The following is a 22242-nucleotide window of genomic DNA, read 5'->3' as shown; positions in this document are numbered from 1 at the left end:
TAATCGATGGGAAGCAGGTTAATATTCCTGCACGACTTGTAATTGCGATGGGGGGACGGAGAAGGCTAGGTGGGCCAGGCGACGGTTGTCCTGGTGAAAGTGCGTAGGCGGTATCTCTAGGCAAATCCGGAGATGCAACGCTGAGACACGAGACGAAGCCACTACGGTGGTGAAGCCATTGATGCCCTGCTTCCAGGAAAAGCCTCTAAGCTTCAGATTACAAGTCATCGTACCCCAAACCGACACAGGTGGTCGGGTAGAGAATACCAAGGCGCTTGAGAGAACTCGGGTGAAGGAACTAGGCAAAATAGAACCGTAACTTCGGGAGAAGGTTCGCTCTTGACAGTGAAGTCCCTTGCGGATGGAGCAGTTGGGAGTCGCAGTGACCAGATGGCTGGGACTGTTTATCAAAAACACAGCACTCTGCAAACACGAAAGTGGACGTATAGGGTGTGACACCTGCCCGGTGCCGGAAGGTTAATTGATGGGGTTAGCGCAAGCGAAGCTCTTGATCGAAGCCCCGGTAAACGGCGGCCGTAACTATAACGGTCCTAAGGTAGCGAAATTCCTTGTCGGGTAAGTTCCGACCTGCACGAATGGTGTAACCATGGCCATGCTGTCTCCACCCGAGACTCAGTGAAATCGAATTCGCCGTGAAGATGCGGTGTACCCGCGGCTAGACGGAAAGACCCCGTGAACCTTTACTACAGCTTGGCACTGAACATTGAACCTACATGTGTAGGATAGGTGGGAGGCTTTGAAGGCGTGACGCCAGTTGCGCTGGAGCCGTCCTTGAAATACCACCCTTGTATGTTTGATGTTCTAACGCAGGGCCCTGAATCGGGCTCGCGGACAGTGCCTGGTGGGTAGTTTGACTGGGGCGGTCTCCTCCCAAAGAGTAACGGAGGAGCACGAAGGTTGGCTAATCCTGGTCGGACATCAGGAGGTTAGTGCAATGGCATAAGCCAGCTTAACTGCGAGACGGACAGGTCGAGCAGGTACGAAAGTAGGTCATAGTGATCCGGTGGTTCTGAATGGAAGGGCCATCGCTCAACGGATAAAAGGTACTCCGGGGATAACAGGCTGATACCGCCCAAGAGTTCATATCGACGGCGGTGTTTGGCACCTCGATGTCGGCTCATCACATCCTGGGGCTGAAGTCGGTCCCAAGGGTATGGCTGTTCGCCATTTAAAGTGGTACGCGAGCTGGGTTCAGAACGTCGTGAGACAGTTCGGTCCCTATCTGCCGTGGGCGTTGGATGATTGAAGGGAGTTGCTCCTAGTACGAGAGGACCGGAGTGAACGAACCTCTGGTGTTCGGGTTGTCACGCCAGTGGCACTGCCCGGTAGCTAAGTTCGGAATCGATAACCGCTGAAAGCATCTAAGCGGGAAGCGAGCCCTGAGATGAGTCATCCCTGACCCCTTGAGGGTCCTAAAGGGCCGTTGGAGACCACAACGTTGATAGGTGGGGTGTGTAAGCGCGGCGACGTGTTGAGCTAACCCATACTAATTACCCGTGAGGCTTAACCATACAACACCCAAGAAGTGTTCTGGGCCTTGTAGCAAGTGAACGAACTACTACCTAATTCAGTGATAATGACAAAGCAAACTAGCTAAGTCGTTATTCACGTCAGCTTTCCGAGATTGAAGTTTTTTGCCTGGCGGCCATAGCGCCGTGGAACCACCTGATCCCATGCCGAACTCAGAAGTGAAACGCGGTAGCGCCGATGGTAGTGTGGCATTCGCCATGCGAGAGTAGGACACTGCCAGGCACCCAATTAGAAGAAACCCCGCTCAATGAGCGGGGTTTTTTATTGCCTGAAATTCAGCGCTTCAGCACTGATTTTCTTATGGAGCAGAGAACGCTCAGGCCATCTGCCTCAATAAATGGCCCGTTGTTTAGCCACTTGATTACCTTTCGACCCTTCTACTCTCTCGCCCACCAACCCTGATAGCCCCTGGCTATGCCTCCTGCTTATGCCCACTATTGCCGTAATGGGGAGTGACAAGGCGGGCTGGATCCATAGACTGTGAGTTTCATCGGCAAGGGAGCTGTGTATGTTGGGGATCCACGATCTGGCGTTGTTTATCGTATCCGGGCTGTTGCTGAACATGATGCCGGGGCCGGACTCTCTGCTCATCATGCTGCGCAGTGGCTCGCAAGGCTGGCGAGCGGGCTCGGTGGCCGCGCTGGGCATAGGAACGGGCACCATGGTGCATGTGCTGGCGGCGGCCCTGGGGCTGTCTGCGCTGCTGAGTGCCTCGGCCGAGCTGTTCGCCGTCATCAAGCTGATGGGGGCGCTCTATCTGGTCTATCTGGGGATTTCCCTGCTCAGGCAAGGCGCAAGCTCATCTGTTGCGAGCGAGCCCGCAGTATCGCTGCCAGCGCTCTCCTATGGGCGGATCTTTAGGCAGGGCCTGCTGACCAATGTACTCAACCCCAAGGTCGCGCTCTTCTTCCTCGCCTTTGTACCTCAGTTTATCGCCCCCGATGCGCCGCAGAAGGCGCTGGCGTTTATCGTGCTGGGCTGCATCTTCAACATTAACGGGATGATCTGGTGCCACCTGCTGGCCTTCTCGACCGCCTATGCGAGTCGCAAGGTGCGCCTGCCTGCCCGGCTGGGACGCTGGCTCAATCGCTTGATGGGGGGCCTGTTCGTGGGGCTCGGCATCAAGCTGGCCGCGGAGTAAGGCGCTGTCCGGAAAGCCGGCCATAGAAAAAGGCGTATCCCATCGCTGGGATACGCCTTTATCTGCACTGCAGCAGGATGATTGAAATCAGTTCATGCCGTAGCGCTTGAGTTTCTTGCGCAGGGTGCCACGGTTGATGCCCATCATCACGGCAGCGCGAGTCTGGTTACCACGGGTGTACTGCATGATCACGTCCAGCATGGGGGCTTCGACTTCGGAGAGAACCATATCGTACAGATCAATCACTTCCTGACCGTTCAACTGGGCCAGGTAGTTACGCAGGGCCTGTTGCACAGAGTCACGCAGGGGGCGCTGGGTCGGCTCGGCAGCGTGATTGTGAGTAGTTGTTACCAATGCATCAGAAGTCAGGGTTTGTTCGAACATATTCGGTCGGCTCTTTAGTTATGCGTTAACCTAATCCATCGAAATACATTTCAAGCGCGTTCAACTGTGCGTCTGCACAATCCAGGGCATTGAAGTGCTTACGGAATTCTCGGCCCGTCTCTTCTTCATCCAGATACCAGCCCACGTGTTTACGGGCAATGCGCGCTCCCAGATATGCACCGTAAAACTGATGCAGATTGGTAACATGCTCGTTCATCAGGGTGCGAACCTCTTCCCTGTCGGGAGGCGGCAGCTTGGTGCCCGTCTCAAGAAAATGACGGATTTCCCGGAAAATCCAGGGTCGTCCTTGCGCAGCACGGCCGATCATCACGGCGTCGACGCCGGTATAGTCGAGGACATACCGGGCCTTCTCCGGGCTGTCTATGTCACCATTGGCGACAACAGGAATCGATACGGCCTGCTTAATCGCCCTGATAGTGTCGTACTCCGCTTCGCCCTTGTAGAGGCAGGAGCGGGTACGACCATGCACGGCAAGGGCCGCGATACCGCAATCTTCGGCGATTCGGGCGATCTCCTCGCCATTGCGGTTATCCGGATCCCATCCTGTGCGGATCTTCAAGGTGACAGGTACCTCTACTGCATTCACCACAGCCTGGCAGATGGATCTGACCAGATCGGGTTGGCGCAGCAGGGCGGAGCCTGCCAACTTTTTATTCACTTTTTTTGCCGGACATCCCATGTTGATGTCGACGATCTGAGCGCCCTGCTCCACGTTGTAGCGGGCAGCAAACGCCATCATCTCGGGGTCGGCTCCGGCAATCTGGACCGATCGCAGTCCGGTTTCGGCAGAGTGGCCCATTCTCATCCTGGTTTTCTGGGTATCCCAGACATCCGGGTTGGCCAGCAGCATCTCGGAAACGGCCATGCCTGCTCCCAAACGTAAACAAAGTTCACGAAATGGTCGGTCTGTTACACCGGCCATGGGGGCCACGATCAAGGGAGTTTCAAGCGTGTGGGGACCTATCTGCATTCCACGGTTACCATCGGCTTAGGGCGGCGTATATTACGCATTTTTTAGTCAGGAGAAAAGGTTAGTATTTGAGCGTCAGCCATTTTTTTCTGAAAAAAACGTCGCGCCAAGGCTTGCAAATTCAGGAGTGCTTGAAAATCAGACATATTGTCTGGGACCATGGTCAGGGTCAAATGAGTGAGGGACTCGGTGATTTGCCAGTCTCTTTCCGGCGCCTGTTTACGCTATGATAGCGAGCCTGAATCGAGCAAAGGCTCCACACAATTTTATTACAAACATAAATTGGGGATGTATGACGTCAAGGTTCATCAAATTGCTCTGCCCGGGCCTGCTGGGAGCCATGCTGGGCTCGGCGCAGGCGCAGACCGTCAGCTTCACCGAGGCCTGGAGCCGGGTCATCCAGCAAGATGACGGGCTGGCGGCGGAGCAGGCCGGGGTGGCGCGGGCAGAGCAGTTGCGCGAGGCGGCCAAGGGCATGTACCTGCCCAAGGTGGATATGGGGGCCAGCTATACCCACCTCGATCAGCCGATGGAGCTGGACATGCTGGATCTGAACCCCATCGCCAATCATCCGGAATTTGGCAAGGTGCTGGGCCCCGTCATGCAGGCGCTCAACCTCAGTCCCAGCGACTTCGTTACCCCCCTCACCAAGCAGAACGTGGTCACCAGTTCGGTCAAGATGCTCTGGCCCCTCTTCACCGGTGGACGCATAGATGCGGCCCAGGACATCCGCCAGGCGCAGGTGAGCGAGGCGCAGCAGCTGCTGGTGCTCAAGCAGCAGTCCACCTTCGAGAGCCTCTCCCAGACTTACTTCGGCGTGGTGCTGGCGGCCCAGGTGGTGCAGACCAAGCAGGAAATAGAGCAGGGGTTGGCCCACCATCTGGATCATGCCAAAAAGCTCGAAGCCCAGGGCCAGATAGCCCGGGTCGAGCGACTCTCCGCCCAGTCGGCCTATGACAGGGCACGCATCGATACCCAGAAGGCGCGGCGCAGCCTGGAGATAGCCCAGCTGGCGCTCGGCCACATGCTCAAGCTCAAGCAGGCGGAGCCCAATACCCGGCTCTTCATCAACGAGGGGATGCCACAGCTCACGCCCTTCGTGGAGGAGACCCTGGCGGTACACCCTGGCCTCAAGCTGCTGGCGGCCAAGAAGGAGCAGGCCCAGGGCATGATCAAGCTGGAGAAGGGCAAATACGCCCCCGAGCTCTTCCTGTTCGGCAACTACAACCTCTATGAAGATGACTCCATCGTCTCCAAGACCACCCCGGACTGGCTGGTCGGGGTCGGGGTCAGCATGCCGCTGGTGAGCCGCGACGGCCGCTCCGAGACTGTGCAGGCGGCCAAGAGTGCCGAGCTGCAGGTCAACCTGCTGCAGGCCAAGACCCGCCAGGATCTGGAATTGCTGGTCGAGAAGACCTGGCGCGAGGCGGCGCAGGGGCTGGAGGAGTATCACGCCCTCTCCTCGACCCAGGCCCTGGCCGAGGAGAACGTGCGGCTGCGGGACAAGGCGTTTGGTCAGGGGCTCTCCACCTCCCTGGATGTGGTGGATGCCCAGAGCCAGCTGGCCGGGGTCAAGACCCAGCGTGCCGCGGCAGCCTATCAATATGTGATCTCCCTGGCCCGCCTGCTGGCGCTCTCCGGTCAGATGAACAGTTTCAATCAATATCAGCATGGTCAGGCGATAGAGGTGAATTCATGACTTCGACCCTGCAGGTCCATCTGTCCATCACTGTTTCGACCGCCAAGGGTCGCCCTTTTGCCGAGGTGAATTCATGAGTCATCCCCCCATCAAGAAGAAGATGAGCCAGGGCAAGCCTTGGTTGCTGCCACTTGCCCTGGTGCTGCTGGTCATCTGGCTGGGCTGGCGTTTCTGGCTGGCTTATCAACCGGAGCCGGTGCGCCTGCAAGGGCAGATAGAGGCGCAGCAGTATGCTGTCTCCTCCAAGGTGGCGGGGCGCATCGACGAGGTGCTGGTGAAGAAGGGAGATCAACTGGCCAAGGGTCAGCTGGCGTTCACCCTGGCGAGCCCGGAAATCGAGGCCAAGCTGAGCCAGGCCAAGGCCGGTCAGGCGGCCGCTGGCGCCATGGCGCAGGAGGCCGAGAAGGGGGCGCGGGCCCAGCAGATAGCCGCGGCCAAGGATCAGTGGCAGCAAGCCAAGGCGGCCGCCCTGCTCCGTGGAAAAACCTATGAGCGTATCGCCAGCCTGCATAGGGACGGCGTCATGCCGCTGCAAAAGCGTGACGAGGCCTGGACGGCCTGGCAGGCGGCCAAATACAGCGAAGGCATGGCCTGGCAGCAATATCAGATGACCCTGGAAGGGGCGCGGGAGGAGACCAAGGTCGCGGCACGGGAGCAGGCCAAGATGGCGGCAGGCGGAGTGGCCGAGGTCGAGGCCTATCTGGCCGACACTCGCATCGCCAGCCCCCACACGGGGGAGGTCGCCCAGGTGCTGCTGCGCAGCGGCGAGCTGGCGCCCCAGGGCTTCCCCGTAGTGACCCTGCTCGACATGAAGGATGCCTGGGCCCAGTTCCATATCCGAGAGGATCTGCTGCCCCGTTTCCCTGTCGGCACCGAGTTTGATGCCCGCATCCCGGGCCTTGGCGATCAGACGGTACGCTTCAAGGTGGCCCATGTGGCCGCGATGGGGGATTTCGCCACCTGGCGAGCCACCGACACCCGTCAGGGGTTCGACATGAAGAGCTTCCAGGTGGAGGCGCGCCCCTTGCAACCGGTTGAAGGGTTGCGGGTTGGCATGAGCGTGCTGGTCGAACTCTGATGGGACGAGAATGGCGGCTGCTGTGGCAAGACCCCTTCAGCCGGGCCCTGACCAGCTGGATCCCGCTGCTGCTGATCGGGCTCTTGTGCTGGATCTTCTCGGCGGGGTTGGCGCGGGATCTCAAGGTGGGTCTGGTGGATCTGGACAGGAGCTCGCTCTCCCGCCAGCTCGCCTTCTCGCTGGATGCCTCCGCCGGGCTTAAGATAGCGCAGCAGTTTGACACCATAGACGAGGGTGCCAGGGCGCTGCGTGGGGGGGACATCTATGCCCTGGTGGTGATCCCCAACCACCTGGAGCGGGATGCCCGCGAGGGCACCCAGCCCAAGGTGACCGTCTTCAACAACGGCCAGTTCATCCTGATCGCCAAGCTGGTCAACGCGGCCCTGGCCCAGGTGGTGGGCACCCTCAACGGCCAGGTGGGCGTGCTCGCGGCCATGGCCGACGGCAAGGCGCTTCCCGGGGCGCTGGGGCAATCGGTGCCCATCGCGAGCCAGGTGACGGCGCTCTACAACATCAACTCCAGCTACGCCCAGTTTCTACTGAGCGCCCTGCTGCCCGCGGTGTGGCAGATCTTGGTGGTGCTCTATGGCCTCAACGCCCTGGCCCGCACCGATCGACTCGGTCTGGACTGGACCACCAGAGGGGTCTGGTTCGGCCTCTGGCGCACCTTGCTGCCCCATGTGCTCATCGGGTGGGGGTGGGGGCTGGCGTGGAGTCTGCTGCTGTTCAAGGGGTTGGGTTATCCCATGCAGGGGAGTTGGCTGGTGTTGACGCTGGGTCTGGGGCTGGCCTCGGCCGCCTGCGTCAGCATGGGGGCCTTCTTCTACGGCGTCATTCGGGATCCGGCCCGTGCGCTCTCCCTGGCGGGAGCCTACACGGCGCCGGGCTTCGCCTTCATGGGGGTGACCTTCCCGGTCAGCGCCATGGGGGATGTGGCCCAGTTCTGGCGCAGCCTCTTGCCCATCTCCCACTATGTCGAGCTGCAGATAGGCCAGACCAACTACGGCCAGCCGCTGACGGCGGCCCTGCCCCAGTTCGGCGCCCTGCTGTTGTTCCTGCTGCCGCTGCTGCTGGTGGTGCGGCGCTATCAACCCCAGGCAACTGCTGCCCGAAGCCAGGAGGCGTCCACGTCATGATGGGATTCTGGGATCTGGTGCGTCTCGAGTTGCGTACCCTGCTGGCGGACAGGGCCATCATGCTGACCCTGTTTGGCGGCGTGTTCTTCTACTCCTTCCTCTATCCGCAACCCTATCTGCATCAGTTGCCTCGCGAGGAGGCGGTGGTGGTGGTCAACGATGATGGCAGCCAGCTCTCCCGTCAGCTGGAGTTCATGGCCGACGCGACGCCCCAGGTGAAACTGGTGGCGCGGGTCGACAGCCTGACACAGGCCCGTCAGTGGCTGCTGACCGGCAAGGCCAGCGGCATATTGCACATTCCCCGTCACTTCTACCGGGATCTGATGCTGGGCAAGAGCGTCACGCTGAGTTACGCCGGGGACGCCTCTTACTTCCTGGTCTACGGCACCATAGCCGAGGGGCTGGCCCAGGCCGGAGGCACCCTGGCTGCTCAGGTCAAGGTGGCCAGGCTGCTGAGCCAGGGCGAGGCGCTGCCCCAGGCCGCCATGGGCTGGAATGCGGTCGGGCTCAACGTGGTGCCTGTGTTCAACCCTTCCATGGGTTATGTCAACTACGTGGTGCCGGCTGTCTTCGTGCTGATCCTGCACCAGGTGCTGCTGATGGGCACCGGCATTCTGGGGGCGACCCAGAACCAGCGAAGCGGGCGAGGGGAGCAGGGCTATTGGCAGCAGGTGCCCGTGCTGGCGTTGCTGCTGGCGCGCACTCTGGTGGTGGGGGGGCTGTTTGTGCTGCCAGTGACCTACTTCTTCGGCTTCTGCTTAGACTACTACGGCATAGCCCGCACCGCCGAGCCGGCCGCCTTGTGGCTGTTCACCCTGCCTTTCCTGCTGGCCACCACCTGGCTTGGGGTGGTGCTGGGGGCCTTGTTTACCCGTCGCGACCTGCCGACCCAGGTAGTGCTCATTTCCTCGTTGCCGCTAGTCTTCCTCGCGGGCTTCATCTGGCCGCTGGAGCTCATTCCGACCCCTCTCAACTGGCTGGCCCAGTGGGTGCCGAGCACGCCGGCCATAGAGGGGTTCCTGCGCCTCAACCAGATGGGGGCCGAGTTTGCTCAGGTCTCCCACTACTGGTGGCAGCTATGGGGGCTGGCACTGCTTCATGGCGGCCTCGCCTGCCTGCTGCTGCGTTGGCGTCAACAGTCGCTGCCGGTTGCCAAGGTGGCGAGTGTCACGGCCGCCAGCCAGGCGAGATAATGCGGCGGCGACAGAGTGTGAAACGGTCAGCCCAAGGGCTGACCGTTTTTTTATGCGGTGGATTGGGTCTTGGATGGGTCAGGTGCGATGGAGCTCGGGATCGCCGATGGCGTAGATCTGCCCCAGCGCAGCTTCATCGGTCAGCAGGCGCAGGCCATGGGCGGCCACGTCGGCGCGGCGCACTAGGCCGTGCACCTCCTTGCCCTGGCTCAGCTCGGCACGCCCGGTTGCCTCCCCATCCTGCAAGCCGGCCGGCCTAAGGATGGTCCAGCCGAGCGTGCTGCTCTGCAGCCAGCTCTCCGCCAGGCTCTTCAAGCGCACCTCATGACCAAACGCCGCCCTGGCCCGCTCGGGCAGGTATTGCCAGCTGTCGCCGCAGCCGAGGGACGTCACCAGCAGCAGGCGTATGAGCCCGGTCTGCTCCATGGCGTCGATGACGTTGCGATTGCCTTGATAATCCACGGGTTGTGGCTGACGGAAGCTACCGAGGGTGGAGATGACCCGGGCAGTTGGGCCCGCTTGCGCGCAAGCCTGCTGCACGGCGGCCGGGTCCAGCGCATCTCCTTCGATGACCTCGACTCCCAGGGTGCGCAGCTCGGCGGCCATCTCAGGTTGGCGAACCAGGGCCAGGACCCTGTGACCCTGGCGCAGGGCCTGATCGGTGAAGGCGCGGCCCAGCCCGCGGCTGGCTCCGAAGACAAGTGTGGTTGGCATGTGCTGCTCCCTGTGGCGAAAGGGTTAGCCTAAAGGGTTGGCACAGCGCTGTAAATGAGAGTTGTTTTTATTTGAGAGGAGGGAGAAATGCGGCGAGCCCGGGCAACTGGCCCGGGCTCGCACAGGGTCAACCGTTGTAGTGGCCTATGCTGGGGCGACGACTGGGGCCGCTCAGGTGGATATCCACAGGGTTGAACGCCTTGATCGCCTCGAAGCTGAAGTCACCTATGGCCTGATGCAGGCTCTGTGGACTGTGGTTGGTGATGATGATGACGCTTTTCGAGAGGTTGCGACGGCGGCGCAACAGGTGGCCGAGGAAGCTGGACTGGCTCTCCGCCATCTTGGCGCGGTTGGCCGCGACCTCGTCGATGATCAGCAGGTCCACCTCTTCCAGGGCGCGGCGGTACTGGTTGCGCTCCTCCTGATCCTGGATCACGTTGAAGAAGAGCCTGTCCACTATGGATGCCCACTGCTGGAAGATCACCGATTTCTGGTGGCGCTCGATCAGCTCATGGGCCACGGCACCCGCCAGGGTGGACTTGCCGGTGCCGTAGTCGCCGTAGATGAGCATGCAGCCGCCGCCGCTCTTCTCCCAATGCTCGAAGCCGCTGATGAAGTAGCGGGCAGTCTCCATGGGGTATTGCAGCGCGGGGTCGCCGGCATCCATCTTCTCGAAGATCCAGTCCGGGTTGAGGTCGGCCTGGGCGATCAGCTTCTGGATCCGCTCCTGGCGCGCCGCCTTCTGCAGTTCGCGCACCTCGGCATTGGCCTTGGCATCGTACTCCTTGCGCAGGGTCTCGTAGTCGTACTGAGTGCCGCCGGTTTGGGCCTGCAGGCGACGAATGCGCTCGAGCAGGCCGCCCACGTGTTGGCTCAGCTCGGGATCGTGCACACGATGGTCCTGTTTGGCCTTGGCGATCCTCCGGCGCTTGGCCTCGATCTCCTCCAGCTCCTGGCGCAGAGGGTCGTGCGGATCTGTCATGGGATACTCCTTCTGCTGGGGCTAGGGTGGCAAGGGGTTAATAGTGCCTGCTGCGGGCATCCGGGATCAATCATTGTCCGGCTCCTGGGTCTGGGCCAGCCGCTTGGCGGCCTCGATCATCTCCTGGGCCCGCTTGCTCGGTCCCGAGTCGACGGGGGCTGGAGTGATCTGCTGATAACCGGCCACCTCGGTCGGCTGACGCCTTGTGTATCGCCGGCTCTTGAGGGTTCGGATGAATTTGAGCATCCACTGATGCTGGGAGTCGAACACCTCGGGGCGGCCCAGCCAGTAGGCGATGAACTCCCCCAGATCCTCTTCGCTGTAGCTGGCATCGATCACCCCGCACAGGCGGGCGAGGGCGGGCAGCTCTTCATCCGGCCGCCACCGCAGATGCATCTGGAAGGGGCGCTCCGGTAGCGGGCTGCGCACCCGCTGGCTCAGCAGGGGCAGCTGGAAGGGGCACTGATGGTAGTGCTCACTGTCCGCCTGTGCCTCGACCTGCAACAATTCGGCTTCCATCAGCTCATCGAGCAACTCGGTGAGCTGGCGGGCATTGACCTGATAGCAGAACCCGCTGGGATTGCCCGGATCGACCACCGCCAGGGCGCGCCCGAGTTCGGGATAGTTGAGCCTGGGCAGCCGATTTTCCAGCACCAGCCGGCGCAGCTGCAGGGTATAGAGGCTGCGCGCCGGATGGGAGAGTCTGGGATGGGCGAGGGCGCTGTATTCGGCTGGCGTCATGGTCTGCTTCACGATCTAGAGTGGGGGGCATTATCCCTCATGGCGGGGTTGCATACAATTCACGGTGCCCATGGATGACAGCCTGATGATGCCGTGGCGTCCCTTCATCCAGTGCGGAATGGGGGCGCTGACCCTCCCGCTCGGCAAGGAAGAGGCATAAATTGCTGACAAAATAATCAGCCCATTTCAAATGCTTGGGTGGCCGACTGACCATTTGAAGGGGCTGTCCGGCAATATTGGGTGGCAAGATGGCGCTCCCATGATCTAGGCTTAGTGCTCAAATAACCGTCTGACTAATAAGAGCTTTGTCAAGATGTCAAAAGCCGGACTACGGATCTTGGTGGTGGAAGATGAAGCGGTTTTTCGCCACTCGCTGGTCACTTATCTCGAGCATGATGGGGCCTGTGTCTTTCAGGCCGAAGATGGAATCGAAGGGCTCTCTGCAGCCGCACTCTATCACCCCGATATCGTGTTATGCGACCTGAACATGCCCAACATGGATGGGCATGAGGTGATCGCCTGCCTCACCGCCCGCTACCCAGAGGTGCCTGTCATCGTCATCTCGGGCCAGGATCAGATGGCCGCCATCGAGCGGGCGTTGCGGGCGGGAGCGAGCGACTTCTTCATCAAGCCGGTGGATGACTATGGCCAGATCCGGCGCAGCATAGATCAGTGCCTGACGAGCAACGCCCACCAGAGCCAGCAACTGGAGCTGATGGAGCACATTGACTTCTTCCGGGCTCACGATCTGGCGTCCAGCCGCCTGCTGGCCTGGCTGGCACCACCGGGCATGCAGGAGTGGGGGCCCTGGCAGGTGACGTTCGCCGGCATGGGCAATCTGTTCATTCCCGACACCTTCAAGCTGGGCGACAAGCTGCTGGTGCTGGTGATGGAGCTGCCCATCCTGGGGGTGGATGCCGCCTTCTGCGGCGCCCTGGTGCGCTCCTTGATGAACGGCCCCTATCGCCAATATCAGCAGCAGGAGAGCCAACTACTGACCCAGCCCCACAGGTTGCTCGACTACCTCAATCTGCAATTGCTGGAGTCGGGTCTGCGCCACTCCTTTTCCATGGCGGCATTGCTGTTCGATCAGGAAGACGGACTGGTGTTTGCCAATGCGGGCCTCACCTCCCCCCACTGGCTGATGCGCTCGGGGGGATTGCCGCTCGGACTGATGCGCAGCAGCCGCTATGGGTTGCACAAACGCAGCTGGCACGAACCCTTCGAGCTGCAGTTTCGCAGCGACAACGGCAGCGCCCTGAAGATGCAGGTTCGTCACCACTGAGGCCGTGCTTTAGAGCCGAAACAAACAGGGCGCCCAATGGGCGCCCTGTTTGCTGTGCAGTCCGGACCGGTTAGACGGCGGCGGATTGCAGCTTCTTGTCGTGCTCGTCGGCCTCTTTGGCGGGGCCTTCGGCACCGTGCATCCAGTAGACCAGGCGGTTGGCCATGGTCAGCAGGATCAGGGCACTGATCACGGCGGCCAGGGCGATGCCACCGAAGATGGCGATCGGACCCGCTTCACCGACGAAGGAGCCGATGAAACCGGCCGCATAGTTGGCCAGGGCGACGAAGCCGAACCAGGCACCCATCATCAGAGAGGCCAGGCGCAGCGGTGCCAGCTTGGTGACCATGGAGAGGCCGATGGGGGAGAGGCAGAGCTCACCCAGGGTGTGGAACAGGTAGGCACCGACCAGCCAGAACATGGAGGTCTTGACCGCCTGATCGCCGCCTTGCTCCAGCACGGCACCGATCATGAAGAGGAAGCCGACGGCCAGGAACAGCAGACCCATGGCGAATTTCACCGGGGAGTTTGGTTCCTTGCTGCCGAGCTTGATCCAGATGGCGGCTACGATCGGGGCGAGCGTAATGATGAAGAAGGGGTTCAGGGACTGGAACCAGGCGGTCGGCACTTCGAAGCTGCCGATCATGCGGTCGGTATACTCCTGTGCGTACAGGTTCATCAGACCACCGGCCTGCTCGAAACCGGCCCAGAAGATGATGGTGAACAGACCCAGCACCAGTATGACCTTGATGCGATCCACTTCCTGCTTGGTCAGCGGGGCTTTCTGCTCCTTGGAACGCTGCATGGCGGCGCGCTGGGCGGCCGGCACGCGGCCGATGTCACCGAGGAAACGCTGGGCCATGGTGGCTTGTACCACTAGGGAGAGCAGCATGCCGATACCGGCGCTGACGAAGGCGGCTTGCCAGCCGTAGGCGGTGGCGGCGGCGCCACAGATCACCCCTGCCAGCAGGGAGCCCAGGTTGATGCCCATGTAGAAGATGGTGAAGGCACCGTCACGACGGTGGTCACCTTCCTGATACAGGTCGCCCACCATGGTGGAGATGTTCGGTTTGAACAGACCGTTACCCAGGATCAGCAAGCCAAGGCCTGCGTAGAAGACGGTGTTGACCATGTCCGGGAACATGGCGTGGGGCAGGGCCAGGGTAAACTGACCCGCAGCCATGAAGATGGCACCGATCAGGATGGCGCGGCGTTGACCGAGGAAGGTATCGGCCAGCCAGCCCCCGATGATCGGAGTGATATAGACCAGGCCGGTATAGATGCCGTACAGCTTGAGGGCGTCGGCCTGGGTCCAGCCCATGCCGCCGTTGGCGGTCATGTCAGTCAGATAGAGGACGAGCACGGCACGCATGCCGTAGTAGGAGAATCTCTCCCAGAGTTCGGTACTAAAGAGCAAAAAGAGCCCTTTAGGGTGACCTAAAAAGGTCCCTTTGGACGGGTTATTCATTGGAACTTCCACCTGTGTCTTATATTTTTTTAGAAATTTTATGCAAGGGCTAGGAACAAGCCATATTCCTTATAAAACAAGCAGGATTGAATTACAACGAGAGCTTTTGACGATATTTTATCTATCAATGGTTGAATTTTTGTTTATAAAATGAAAATGGGCATCGAATGATGCCCAGTCTTTTATTCTGTGTATTGTGTGAATTTTCAGCAATTACAACTGTTTGACGAACTGCTTGAGCCAGGCGGTAAATTCGCTGTCCATCTCCCGATGGCGTACCGCGTATTCCACGTTGGCCTTCATGTAACCCAGCTTGCTGCCGCAATCGTGGCTGCGACCCTTCATGAAGTAGGCATTGACCTGTTCGTGTTCCATCAGCATGGCGATGGCATCGGTCAGCTGGATCTCGTCGCCCGCCCCGGCCGGGGTCTTCTCCAGCAAGGGCCAGATGTTGGCGGAGAGCACATAGCGGCCGACCACGGCCAGGTTGGAAGGCGCCTCGTCGCGCGGCGGCTTCTCGACGATGGCCTGCATCGGCAGTGACATGCCGGCGCTCAGGGCCTCGCCCTTGATGTCGGCGATACCATACTTGTCCACTTCGCTCTCGGGGACGGCTTCCACCATGATCTGGCTGATCTGGTCCGCCTCGAACATATGCACCATCTCGGCCAGGTTGTCCTGCTTGAGATCGCTGGCCACCTCGTCGATCAGCACGTCAGGCAGCAGCACGGCGAAGGGGTTATCCCCGATCAGCGGGCGGGCGCACAGCACCGCATGGCCCAGGCCCTTGGCCTCGCCCTGGCGCACGTGCATTATGGTGACGTCTTTCGGGCAGATGTGCTGTACCTCTTCCAGCAACTGGCGTTTGACCCGCTTCTCCAGGGTCGCCTCCAGCTCGAAGCTCTTGTCGAAATGGTTCTCGATGGAGTTCTTGCTGGAGTGGGTCACCAGGATGATCTCCTTGATGCCGGCGGCGATGGCTTCACGCACCACATACTGGATCAGCGGCTTGTCGACCACCGGCAGCATCTCTTTGGGGATGGCCTTGGTGGCGGGCAGCATGCGGGTACCCAGACCGGCAACGGGGAGGACGGCCTTGCGAACAACGAGGGGTGTCTTTTTCATGGAATGAGTCCGAGGATACAAAGTGCGTTCATGATACCCCAAGACAAATAGGGCAGCCACAGGCTGCCCTCGGATGACAGGGATTCAAACCGGTTACTTGACGATAATCATGTCCCGGTTCGCATCCAGGGTGGCGGGCCCGATACCGCTCACCTCTTCCAACTGATCCACCGAGGTGAACTTGCCCTGTTTATCGCGGTAATCGACGATGGCTTGCGCCTTCTTCTCGCCAACGCCCTTCAGCGCCGCGAGTTCATCGGCACTGGCGGTGTTGAGGTTGATCTTGCCGGCCTCCTTAGGGCTGGTGACGGTCGTAGCGGGCTTTACAACCGGCTTGTCGGCGGCGAGCGCAGGCTGGCTCAACAGGGGGAGTCCGCTCAGCAACAGGGTGGCAATCAGGATCTTTAGGTTCATGGTTTCACGTCCTTGTGTGGTGCCGTATGGCTATAAAAAGCTAGTCGAGCAGCGCCACTTTTTGTCTGTCAGAAGTAGCAAGGAATAACTCAGGCAAATCGGCTATAAGCCAGACAGGTCCGAAATAGGTACACTGGCTAACCATTTGAGCGAGATGTCTTTTCTATGTTCTTACCCGCCATTTCCGAGCTGGAACCCATCGCCCGCGCCGCCGGTGACGCCATCCTGACCATCTACCGTCAACCCTTTGCGGTGGAGTACAAGCAGGACGAGAGTCCGCTCACCGCCGCCGATCAGGGGGCTCACGAGGTGATAGTGCAGGCGCTGGCCCGCTTGACACCGGATATCCCCGTGCTGTCGGAAGAGTCGGACGCCGAGACGATGCAGGCACGGCTCGGCTGGTCCCGCTACTGGCTGGTGGATCCGCTCGATGGCACCAAGGAGTTCGTCTCCCGCAACGGCGAATTCACCGTGAACATTGCGCTGATCGAGGAGAGCAGGCCGGTCTGGGGACTGGTCTATGCCCCTGTGCTGGACAAGCTCTGGTATGGCGGTAAGGGGGTCGGGGCCTGGCGTGTGGCCGATGGCACGCATAAAGCCATTCAGACCCGCCCCCATGAAGCAGGGCAAGCGTGGCGGGTGGTGGGTAGCCGCAACCATCTCTCCCAGGCAACCTTGGATTACCTGGCGCCGCTCGGTGAAGTAGAACTGGTCTCCATGGGCAGCTCCCTCAAGTTCTGCATCATCGCCGAAGGGGGCGCCGAGCTCTATCCGCGCCTCGCCCCCACCTGCGAGTGGGACACGGCGGCGGCGCAGGCTGTGCTGGAAGGGGCGGGTGGGTCCGTGACCCAGCTCGATGGCTCTTCGCTTGCCTACAACAAGCCGAACATCCTCAACCCCTGGTTTGTGGCGCGGGCCTGATTGTCGCCGCCAGGGCGTGCAGATGTAAAAAGGCCGGACAGTGTCCGGCCTTTTGCATTTTTGCGTTTAAAGATGCCAATCGTCCCGCTTCAGAACACCTTCTTGAACGGCTTGATGGTCACCTTGGCATAGACGCCAGCCGCCACGTAAGGATCCGCATCGGCCCAGGCCTTGGCGTCGGCCTGGCTGGGGAATTCGGCGATGACTGTGCTGCCGGTGAAACCCGCATCGGCCGGATCCTCGGCATCGATGGCTGGATTGGGGCCGGCCGTCAGCAGGCGCCCCTCATCCTGCAGCGCCTGCAGACGGGCGAGGTGAGCAGGGCGAGCCAGCTTGCGCTGGGGCAGGCTGCCGGCGACATCTTCGGAGTAGATGAGATACCACATGAGAGGGTCCTTTTCTGATTGCGGTTATTTTTTCTGTTCTGCTTTCTGCTCGGCCGGCATGTGGCGATAGAGGTAGACGCCGCTCAGCAGGGTGAACACCAGCGTCATGCCCAGCAGGCCGAAGACCTTGAAGTTGACCCACATCTCCTGGGACAGGTTGAAGGCCACATAGAGGTTGAGCAGACCGCAGAGGGCGAAGAAACCGACCCAGCCGAGGTTGACGTTGTCCCAGACGCGGTCGGGGGCTTGCAGCTCCTTGGCCAGCATCTGCTTGATGAGATTCTTGCCAAAGCCGTAGCGGCTGATGAGCAGGGCCAGGGCAAAGAGTGCATTGATCACGGTCACCTTCCACTTGATGAAGGTATCGTCGTGGAAGAAGACGGTGAGGCCGCCGAAGAAACCGACCAGCAGGAAGGTAAACACCTGCATCTTCTCGACCTTGCGATAGCGCACCCAGCTGTAGAGCAGCTGAAGGCCGGTGACGACCACCAGGGCGCCGGTGGCGGTGTAGATGTCGTAAAACTTGTAGACCGCGAAGAAGACGATCAGGGGAATAAATTCAATAAACTGCTTCATGCTGGGCTCTAACCTCAAAATTTCATTCAGTGTACCTGCCCGTTAGGCAACGGCAAATGAATAAGACCGTTCATTTAGTGTGCAGTTCCCCGCTGCGGGGTCTTCATCCCTCGGGGTGAGGATGGCACTTGCTGCCTTATGCCACAGGACCTTGTTGCTGCGTCTGGTCGAACAGCTGGCTGGCAATGAGGCTGCCGAGCCGCAACTGGTCATCCAGCAAGCCGCGGATATGGCGCTCCTCGATGAGGGGATTGAGCAGGACGGCGCGCAGCAGGGTGAGCGGTTGTGTGCCGTAGCGACTCACCGCCCGCTGGGTACGGGAGACGAAGCTGTGCCCCTCGGCGCGCTGCGCCTTTTGCAGCGCCACGTTGAAGGCGTTGATCTGCTCGTTGGCCGCCTCGTCCAGGGCCTTGCCCTGCAGGTGGGGCGGAATGCAGCGATAGGAGAGCAGGTTCATCACGGGGGCCGACATCAGCTCGAAGGCGGGGTGGGCATTGATGAGCTCCGCCATCCGCCGCGCCCTGTCGTAATTGGTGTCGATCAGCTGGGCATAGCCCTGCTGGCCCAGCAACTGGAAGGCGGCATCCAGATAGAGCGCGTTGGCGGGGCGGGTGCCCTCCAGGGTGAAGCGGCCCTGATCAAAAGAGCTGGCGCGAATGGCGTAGGGAGCCTCCCGCTTCACCGTCATCATCAGGTCCGGCTGGCGGCAGAGCAGCATGCCGGTGCCGAGCGGTACCAGCAGCTGCTTGTGGCCATCCAGGGTCACGGTATCGGCCTGCGCTATGCCGTCCAGCAGGCCCTGATAGCGGGGGGAGAACAGGGTCGGGCCACCCCAGGCGGCATCCACGTGAAAGTGGATCTGCTCGCGTCGGGCGATGGCCGCGAGCTCGGGCAGGGGATCTATTGAACCGAAGTCCGTGCTGCCGGCGACCCCCACCAGGGTCAGCACCTTGAGCTTCTGCTCCCGGCATTGAACCAGTGCGCGCTCTAGGGCCGAGAGGCAGAGCCGGTTGTCGGCATCCGTCTCGAGGCGCCAGACGCGGCAAGCCCCCAGCCCCAGCAGATCCATCCCCTTGTCGAAGGAGTAGTGCATCAGCCTGGACCCCAGGATCACGGCGCCCCGGTAGCCCTGCTCGTAGAGGGAAAACAGATCGTCGCCACAGGCCCGGTTGCGGGCCAGCCAGAGGGCGGTGACGTTGGCTATGGTACCGCCGCTGGTCATGACGCCGAGGGCCGCATCCTTGGCATGCATCTGCGCCTCGTAAAAGTCGTCGTTCTCCCGATAGACGAGGCGGTGCAGCTTGGCCAGCACCTCCCGCTCCAGGAAGCTGAGCAGGCGGGAGGACTCCATCTTCATCGGATTCTGGTTGAGCATCACCAGCAGGCGGGAGAGCTCGGCGGTGAAGGCCGGCAAGGGCGCCGTCATGTGCCCCATGTAGTGGGGCGAGGTGAGATGGGAGGCGCCGGGCACCAGGGCGGCGAGACGCGTGAGGTACTCTGTCATGCTCATGCCGCTGGCGGGCATGGACGACTGATCGAGCTGGTGGACGAAACTGTCGCGCTGATAGGGGGCCTGACTGTCATCCGAGTGATGGAAGGTCTCCAGCAGGGCCGTCATGGCCTGGCCGAAGTCAGGATCCGGTTGTGTAAACAGTTCAGTCAGCTTCATCAGGTTCTCCAGACCAGCCTGTCGGGCAGAAAGTACCGGGCGCGCGCCGTGCCGGACAGACACGGCCATCTGCGCGGGGGGCGTCGGCCGCAGAGCATACACCAAAGGGGCGGGGGGAACAGCCACCTCCTGACGCCAAGACTCCCCCCGAGCCGACCCCCTTTTATTTTGAGCTAACACTTGTAGCCTGAAACGCCGGCCGCTAGAGTGGATCGGATCTTGGCTGGAGGTAGTGATGACAGATGTGACGGGGTATTCCCCACGGGAAGAGTGGGCCAATCGTCTCAGCCACGGGCTGGGGCTGCTGCTGGGGATCATCGGCCTGATCCTGCTGCTGCACAAGGGCTGGGATCAGGGCCCCCAGGCGTTGCTGAGCTACGGCCTCTACGGCACCAGCCTGGTGCTGCTCTATCTCGCCTCGACCCTCTACCACAGCATGGGGTCGGCGGTGGCCAGACGCCGGTGCAAGCTGCTTGATCACTGCGCCATCTACCTGCTGATCGCCGGCACCTACACCCCCTTCCTGCTGGTGGCGCTCGATACCCCGCTGGCGCAGGGCTTGATGGTGGTGATCTGGGGGCTGGCCCTGGCCGGGGTGGTATTCAAGCTCTTGTTCATCAACCGCTTCAAGCGCCTGTCACTGTTCACCTATCTGATGCTGGGCTGGCTGTCTCTGGTGGTCGTCTATCAACTCTATCTACATCTGGATGGCACCGGGCTCCTGCTGCTGGGGCTTGGCGGGCTGATATATAGCCTGGGCACCATCTTCTACATGGCCAGACAGATCCCTTACAACCACGCCATCTGGCATCTGTTCGTGCTGGGGGGGAGCCTCTGTCACTTTGTGGCCATCTATGGCTATGTCGCCTGACTAGCCCTTAATTGGTATTTTCGCACCCATCAAAGCCTGAATTCGTGCGGCATCCCACAGTTGCCCCCTTCGTTTGCTGACAAGCTAGTGCCAGTTCAGCTTGGAAAGGATGCAAAAATGAGTGAGATCGCGCTTTCCATCAGCATGTTGTCGCTGGTGGCGGTGCTGGGACTCTGGCTGGGAAACTGGCGAGTCTATGGCGTGGGTTTAGGAATTGGCGGTGTGCTGTTCGGCGGCATCATAGTGGGTCATTTTGCCGGGCTATCCGGCCTGAAGCTGGATGAGCAAACACTTCATTTTATTCAAGAATTTGGTCTGATCCTGTTCGTCTACACCATAGGCATCCAGGTCGGTCCCGGCTTCTTCTCTTCCCTGCGCAGCTCGGGGCTCAAGCTCAATGGCTTCGCCGCCCTGCTGGTGCTGCTCGGCTGCGTGGTGGCCGCGGCGCTGCACCAGCTGTTCGACGTGCCGCTGCCGGTGATCCTCGGGGTCTTCTCCGGTGCCGTGACCAACACCCCTTCGCTGGGGGCGGGTCAGCAGATCCTGGCCGAGCTTGGGGCGGATCCGGGCTCCACCGGCCTGATGGGGATGGGCTATGCGGTGGCCTACCCGTTCGGGATCTGCGGCATCCTGCTCACCATGTGGCTCATTCGCATGTTCTTTCACGTCAAGATCGACGAAGAAGCCGCCGCGTTCGAGCAACAGGCGGGCAAGACCAAGGAGAGCCTGCAAACCATCAATATCGCGGTGCGCAACCCCAACATGCACGGCCTGATGCTCCGCGAGATCCCGAGCCTGGACGAGGCCGATGTCATCTGCTCCCGCCTCAAGCGCGGTGACGAACTGATGGTGCCCAAGCCCGATTCGCGCATCGAGCTCGGCGATCTGCTGCACCTGGTGGGAGAGCGCCACGCCCTGCACAAGGTGCTGCTGGTGCTCGGGGAGGAGGTGGATACCTCCCTCTCCACCCGGGGCACGGATCTGCGGGTCGAGCGGGTGGTGGTCACCAACGAGCAGGTGCTCGGCAAACGGATCCGGGATCTCGACATCAAGCAGAAATACGATGTGGTCATCTCGCGCCTGAACCGGGCCGGTATCGAACTGGTCCCGACCAGCCAGACCAGCCTGCAGTTTGGCGACATCCTGAACCTGGTGGGGCGGCTCGATGCCATCGAAGCCGTGACCAGCGTGGTCGGCAACGTCCAGCAAAAACTGCAGCAGGTGCAGATGCTGCCGGTCTTCATCGGCATCGGATTGGGTGTATTGCTCGGCTCCATTCCCTTCTATCTGCCGGGATTCCCGGCGGCCCTCAAGCTGGGTCTGGCGGGCGGCCCTTTGGTGGTGGCCCTCATACTGTCCCGCATCGGCAGCATCGGCAAGCTCTACTGGTTCATGCCGCCGAGCGCCAACCTGGCGCTGCGGGAGATAGGCATAGTGCTGTTCCTGGCGGTGGTGGGGTTCAAGTCAGGGGCCGGTTTCATCGACACCCTGATCAACGGGGATGGTCCCGCCTGGATGATGTACGGCGTGGCCATCACCCTGATCCCGCTGCTGGTGGTCGGGGTGCTGGCGCGCCACTATGGCAAGGTCAATTATCTCACCCTGTGCGGTCTGCTGGCCGGATCAATGACGGATCCTCCCGCCCTGGCCTTCGCCAACGGCATGCACCCCACCAGTGGCGCCAGCGCCCTGTCATACGCGACCGTCTACCCCCTGGTGATGTTCCTGCGGATCATCTCTCCCCAGCTGCTGGCCATCCTGCTCTGGGCCGGGGCCTGAATCGACGTGAAATGGGAGCCAAAAAGGCTCCCATCTTCGTTCTGTCATTTTTGATGCTATTGATTTAACTAATTTTATTACCCTTCAAACACCCTTCGTTTTCGGCGCGAATCCAAGCCTCATTTCGGTCTGTTCGTT

At 60.8% G+C, this 22242-nt stretch carries 20 protein-coding genes and 2 rRNA genes (1 of these 22 running past the window's edge); 11 read left to right on the top strand and 11 right to left on the bottom strand.

The genetic code is table 11. The annotated features are described in order from the left end of the window. The 3 genes from Aeroheme_RS16810 to Aeroheme_RS16800 all read left to right on the top strand — a co-directional run. Window positions 1–1532: ribosomal RNA gene (locus Aeroheme_RS16810) — 23S ribosomal RNA — on the top strand (it extends 1358 nt beyond the left edge of the window). Window positions 1533–1658: 126 nt separating this feature from the next. Beyond that, window positions 1659–1773 (top strand): 5S ribosomal RNA (gene rrf / locus Aeroheme_RS16805). Between the two features lie 286 nt (window positions 1774–2059). Beyond that, entirely contained in the window at window positions 2060–2692 is a 633-nt protein-coding gene (locus Aeroheme_RS16800) for a LysE family translocator (protein WP_368168924.1), read from the top strand. An 87-nt stretch (window positions 2693–2779) separates the two neighbouring features. On the opposite strand, the gene fis is transcribed toward Aeroheme_RS16800, so the two are convergent. Continuing rightward, the gene (gene fis, locus Aeroheme_RS16795; RefSeq protein ID WP_005309538.1) at window positions 2780–3076 is read right to left on the bottom strand and encodes a DNA-binding transcriptional regulator Fis; all 297 of its coding nucleotides are present in this window, start codon (window positions 3074–3076) and stop codon (window positions 2780–2782) included. A gap of 25 nt (window positions 3077–3101) precedes the next feature. Then, the gene (dusB, locus tag Aeroheme_RS16790) at window positions 3102–4067 is read right to left on the bottom strand and encodes a tRNA dihydrouridine synthase DusB (RefSeq protein ID WP_111911924.1); all 966 of its coding nucleotides are present in this window, start codon (window positions 4065–4067) and stop codon (window positions 3102–3104) included. Between the two features lie 292 nt (window positions 4068–4359). Here dusB and Aeroheme_RS16785 point away from each other — a divergent pair, with 292 nt between their 5' ends. The 4 genes from Aeroheme_RS16785 to Aeroheme_RS16770 all read left to right on the top strand — a co-directional run bounded on the left by Aeroheme_RS16785 (window position 4360) and on the right by Aeroheme_RS16770 (window position 9173). Then, complete coding sequence (locus tag Aeroheme_RS16785; RefSeq protein WP_408753592.1) at window positions 4360–5766, top strand: TolC family protein; 1407 nt, start codon at window positions 4360–4362, stop codon at window positions 5764–5766. 73 nt (window positions 5767–5839) lie between these two features. Next, window positions 5840–6844, top strand: a complete 1005-nt coding sequence (locus tag Aeroheme_RS16780) for an HlyD family secretion protein (RefSeq protein ID WP_394293420.1) — start codon at window positions 5840–5842, stop codon at window positions 6842–6844. Continuing rightward, the gene (locus tag Aeroheme_RS16775) at window positions 6844–7980 is read left to right on the top strand and encodes an ABC transporter permease (protein ID WP_111911928.1); all 1137 of its coding nucleotides are present in this window, start codon (window positions 6844–6846) and stop codon (window positions 7978–7980) included. The genes Aeroheme_RS16780 and Aeroheme_RS16775 overlap by 1 nt, the downstream gene beginning before the upstream one ends. After that, the gene (locus tag Aeroheme_RS16770) at window positions 7977–9173 is read left to right on the top strand and encodes an ABC transporter permease (RefSeq protein ID WP_106884862.1); all 1197 of its coding nucleotides are present in this window, start codon (window positions 7977–7979) and stop codon (window positions 9171–9173) included. Before Aeroheme_RS16775 ends, Aeroheme_RS16770 begins: the two co-directional genes overlap by 4 nt. A gap of 78 nt (window positions 9174–9251) precedes the next feature. Here Aeroheme_RS16770 and Aeroheme_RS16765 read toward each other — a convergent pair whose 3' ends face one another. From Aeroheme_RS16765 to Aeroheme_RS16755, 3 genes are all read right to left on the bottom strand, one after another. After that, window positions 9252–9887 carry an SDR family oxidoreductase gene (locus Aeroheme_RS16765; RefSeq protein WP_234677424.1) on the bottom strand — a complete coding sequence of 212 codons (636 nt, stop codon included), beginning with the start codon at window positions 9885–9887 and terminating at the stop codon, window positions 9252–9254. 127 nt (window positions 9888–10014) lie between these two features. Continuing rightward, window positions 10015–10869: a DnaA ATPase domain-containing protein gene (locus Aeroheme_RS16760; protein WP_168234435.1), complete on the bottom strand. Its 855-nt coding sequence runs from the start codon at window positions 10867–10869 to the stop codon at window positions 10015–10017. A gap of 66 nt (window positions 10870–10935) precedes the next feature. Next, entirely contained in the window at window positions 10936–11610 is a 675-nt protein-coding gene (locus Aeroheme_RS16755) for a DnaT-like ssDNA-binding domain-containing protein (RefSeq protein WP_042649095.1), read from the bottom strand. A 313-nt stretch (window positions 11611–11923) separates the two neighbouring features. On the opposite strand from Aeroheme_RS16755, the gene Aeroheme_RS16750 reads away from it, so the two are divergent. Further along, on the top strand, window positions 11924–12895 hold the full coding sequence (locus Aeroheme_RS16750) for a response regulator (RefSeq protein ID WP_234677427.1): 972 nt from the start codon (window positions 11924–11926) through the stop codon (window positions 12893–12895). A gap of 70 nt (window positions 12896–12965) precedes the next feature. Here Aeroheme_RS16750 and Aeroheme_RS16745 read toward each other — a convergent pair whose 3' ends face one another. The 3 genes from Aeroheme_RS16745 to Aeroheme_RS16735 form a co-directional block, all read right to left on the bottom strand. Next, the gene (locus Aeroheme_RS16745; protein WP_106884859.1) at window positions 12966–14363 is read right to left on the bottom strand and encodes a peptide MFS transporter; all 1398 of its coding nucleotides are present in this window, start codon (window positions 14361–14363) and stop codon (window positions 12966–12968) included. 213 nt (window positions 14364–14576) lie between these two features. Further along, on the bottom strand, window positions 14577–15488 hold the full coding sequence (gene galU / locus Aeroheme_RS16740) for a UTP--glucose-1-phosphate uridylyltransferase GalU (protein ID WP_025325880.1): 912 nt from the start codon (window positions 15486–15488) through the stop codon (window positions 14577–14579). A gap of 93 nt (window positions 15489–15581) precedes the next feature. After that, window positions 15582–15902, bottom strand: a complete 321-nt coding sequence (locus Aeroheme_RS16735) for a ComEA family DNA-binding protein (protein WP_411166237.1) — start codon at window positions 15900–15902, stop codon at window positions 15582–15584. A 165-nt stretch (window positions 15903–16067) separates the two neighbouring features. On the opposite strand from Aeroheme_RS16735, the gene cysQ reads away from it, so the two are divergent. Next, the gene (cysQ, locus tag Aeroheme_RS16730; protein WP_290030800.1) at window positions 16068–16823 is read left to right on the top strand and encodes a 3'(2'),5'-bisphosphate nucleotidase CysQ; all 756 of its coding nucleotides are present in this window, start codon (window positions 16068–16070) and stop codon (window positions 16821–16823) included. An 89-nt stretch (window positions 16824–16912) separates the two neighbouring features. Here cysQ and Aeroheme_RS16725 read toward each other — a convergent pair whose 3' ends face one another. The 3 genes from Aeroheme_RS16725 to Aeroheme_RS16715 form a co-directional block, all read right to left on the bottom strand. Beyond that, a complete protein-coding gene (locus tag Aeroheme_RS16725; protein WP_025325883.1) occupies window positions 16913–17209 on the bottom strand; it encodes a YciI family protein in 297 nt (98 codons plus the stop codon). 24 nt (window positions 17210–17233) lie between these two features. Continuing rightward, window positions 17234–17785 (bottom strand): septation protein A, encoded by a 552-nt coding sequence (locus tag Aeroheme_RS16720; protein ID WP_411166236.1) that lies wholly within the window; start codon window positions 17783–17785, stop codon window positions 17234–17236. A gap of 136 nt (window positions 17786–17921) precedes the next feature. Then, the gene (locus Aeroheme_RS16715) at window positions 17922–19454 is read right to left on the bottom strand and encodes an aminotransferase class V-fold PLP-dependent enzyme (RefSeq protein ID WP_411166235.1); all 1533 of its coding nucleotides are present in this window, start codon (window positions 19452–19454) and stop codon (window positions 17922–17924) included. Window positions 19455–19689: 235 nt separating this feature from the next. Between Aeroheme_RS16715 and trhA the strand changes: the two genes are divergently transcribed. Both trhA and Aeroheme_RS16705 read left to right on the top strand, forming a co-directional pair. Beyond that, on the top strand, window positions 19690–20325 hold the full coding sequence (gene trhA / locus Aeroheme_RS16710) for a PAQR family membrane homeostasis protein TrhA (RefSeq protein WP_042649093.1): 636 nt from the start codon (window positions 19690–19692) through the stop codon (window positions 20323–20325). A 117-nt stretch (window positions 20326–20442) separates the two neighbouring features. Further along, window positions 20443–22104, top strand: coding sequence for a putative transporter (locus tag Aeroheme_RS16705; RefSeq protein ID WP_139439639.1), 1662 nt, complete (start codon window positions 20443–20445; stop codon window positions 22102–22104). Window positions 22105–22242: the final 138 nt, after the last annotated feature.

It is taken from the genome of Aeromonas sp. DSM 116730, assembly GCF_046581335.1.
Lineage (GTDB): Bacteria > Pseudomonadota > Gammaproteobacteria > Enterobacterales > Aeromonadaceae > Aeromonas > Aeromonas rivipollensis.
Note: the sequence above shows the minus strand (reverse complement) of the source record. Positions and strands in the feature narration are given on the sequence as shown.

What these genes read in the sequence shown, in the direction of transcription:
- Aeroheme_RS16800 (WP_368168924.1), top strand. Translation starts at nt 2,060, where the DNA reads ATGTTGGGGATCCACGATCTGGCGTTGTTTATCGTATCCGGGCTGTTG.
- fis (WP_005309538.1), bottom strand. Translation starts at nt 3,076, where the DNA reads ATGTTCGAACAAACCCTGACTTCTGATGCATTGGTAACAACTACTCAC.
- dusB (WP_111911924.1), bottom strand. Translation starts at nt 4,067, where the DNA reads ATGCAGATAGGTCCCCACACGCTTGAAACTCCCTTGATCGTGGCCCCC.
- Aeroheme_RS16785 (WP_408753592.1), top strand. Translation starts at nt 4,360, where the DNA reads ATGACGTCAAGGTTCATCAAATTGCTCTGCCCGGGCCTGCTGGGAGCC.
- Aeroheme_RS16780 (WP_394293420.1), top strand. Translation starts at nt 5,840, where the DNA reads ATGAGTCATCCCCCCATCAAGAAGAAGATGAGCCAGGGCAAGCCTTGG.
- Aeroheme_RS16775 (WP_111911928.1), top strand. Translation starts at nt 6,844, where the DNA reads ATGGGACGAGAATGGCGGCTGCTGTGGCAAGACCCCTTCAGCCGGGCC.
- Aeroheme_RS16770 (WP_106884862.1), top strand. Translation starts at nt 7,977, where the DNA reads ATGATGGGATTCTGGGATCTGGTGCGTCTCGAGTTGCGTACCCTGCTG.
- Aeroheme_RS16765 (WP_234677424.1), bottom strand. Translation starts at nt 9,887, where the DNA reads ATGCCAACCACACTTGTCTTCGGAGCCAGCCGCGGGCTGGGCCGCGCC.
- Aeroheme_RS16760 (WP_168234435.1), bottom strand. Translation starts at nt 10,869, where the DNA reads ATGACAGATCCGCACGACCCTCTGCGCCAGGAGCTGGAGGAGATCGAG.
- Aeroheme_RS16755 (WP_042649095.1), bottom strand. Translation starts at nt 11,610, where the DNA reads ATGACGCCAGCCGAATACAGCGCCCTCGCCCATCCCAGACTCTCCCAT.
- Aeroheme_RS16750 (WP_234677427.1), top strand. Translation starts at nt 11,924, where the DNA reads ATGTCAAAAGCCGGACTACGGATCTTGGTGGTGGAAGATGAAGCGGTT.
- Aeroheme_RS16745 (WP_106884859.1), bottom strand. Translation starts at nt 14,363, where the DNA reads ATGAATAACCCGTCCAAAGGGACCTTTTTAGGTCACCCTAAAGGGCTC.
- galU (WP_025325880.1), bottom strand. Translation starts at nt 15,488, where the DNA reads ATGAAAAAGACACCCCTCGTTGTTCGCAAGGCCGTCCTCCCCGTTGCC.
- Aeroheme_RS16735 (WP_411166237.1), bottom strand. Translation starts at nt 15,902, where the DNA reads ATGAACCTAAAGATCCTGATTGCCACCCTGTTGCTGAGCGGACTCCCC.
- cysQ (WP_290030800.1), top strand. Translation starts at nt 16,068, where the DNA reads ATGTTCTTACCCGCCATTTCCGAGCTGGAACCCATCGCCCGCGCCGCC.
- Aeroheme_RS16725 (WP_025325883.1), bottom strand. Translation starts at nt 17,209, where the DNA reads ATGTGGTATCTCATCTACTCCGAAGATGTCGCCGGCAGCCTGCCCCAG.
- Aeroheme_RS16720 (WP_411166236.1), bottom strand. Translation starts at nt 17,785, where the DNA reads ATGAAGCAGTTTATTGAATTTATTCCCCTGATCGTCTTCTTCGCGGTC.
- Aeroheme_RS16715 (WP_411166235.1), bottom strand. Translation starts at nt 19,454, where the DNA reads ATGAAGCTGACTGAACTGTTTACACAACCGGATCCTGACTTCGGCCAG.
- trhA (WP_042649093.1), top strand. Translation starts at nt 19,690, where the DNA reads ATGACAGATGTGACGGGGTATTCCCCACGGGAAGAGTGGGCCAATCGT.
- Aeroheme_RS16705 (WP_139439639.1), top strand. Translation starts at nt 20,443, where the DNA reads ATGAGTGAGATCGCGCTTTCCATCAGCATGTTGTCGCTGGTGGCGGTG.